Source organism: Sulfitobacter sp. HI0129 (genome assembly GCF_001635395.1).
Taxonomy (GTDB): domain Bacteria; phylum Pseudomonadota; class Alphaproteobacteria; order Rhodobacterales; family Rhodobacteraceae; genus Sulfitobacter.
In genome coordinates, this window is record NZ_LWGH01000186.1 from 1 (window position 1) to 533 (window position 533).

At 51.4% G+C, this 533-nt stretch carries 1 rRNA gene; it reads right to left on the bottom strand.

The window, feature by feature from the left end:
• Positions 1 to 533: ribosomal RNA gene (locus A3764_RS01925) — 23S ribosomal RNA — on the bottom strand; the annotation flags it as partial.

Consider the following 533-nt stretch of genomic DNA (forward strand, 5'->3'; position numbering starts at 1 on the left):
TTACCTTCATCCTGGTCATGCCTAGATCACTCGGTTTCGGGTCTGATCCCACGAACTCAACGCCCTATTAAGACTCGCTTTCGCTGCGCCTACACCTAACGGCTTAAGCTTGCTCGTGAGACCAAGTCGATGACCCATTATACAAAAGGTACGCTGTCAGGCCGCAAGGGCCCTCCAACTGATTGTAGGCGTTCGGTTTCAGGTACTGTTTCACTCCCCTCGTCGGGGTGCTTTTCACCTTTCCCTCACGGTACTGGTTCACTATCGGTCAGTAAGGAGTACTTAGCCTTCGAAGGTGGTCCTCCGATCTTCAGACAGAATTTCACGTGTTCCGCCCTACTTAATACGTCCAATCATGCTTCCTATACGGGACTATCACCCACTCTGGTTGCGCATTCCAACGCATTCTAGTCACACTCATGGCTCGGCTGGTCCCCGTTCGCTCGCCGCTACTAGGGGAGTATCATATTGATTTCCTTTCCTCCGGGTACTTAGATGTTTCAGTTCCCCGGGTTTGCCTTTTTAACCCTATG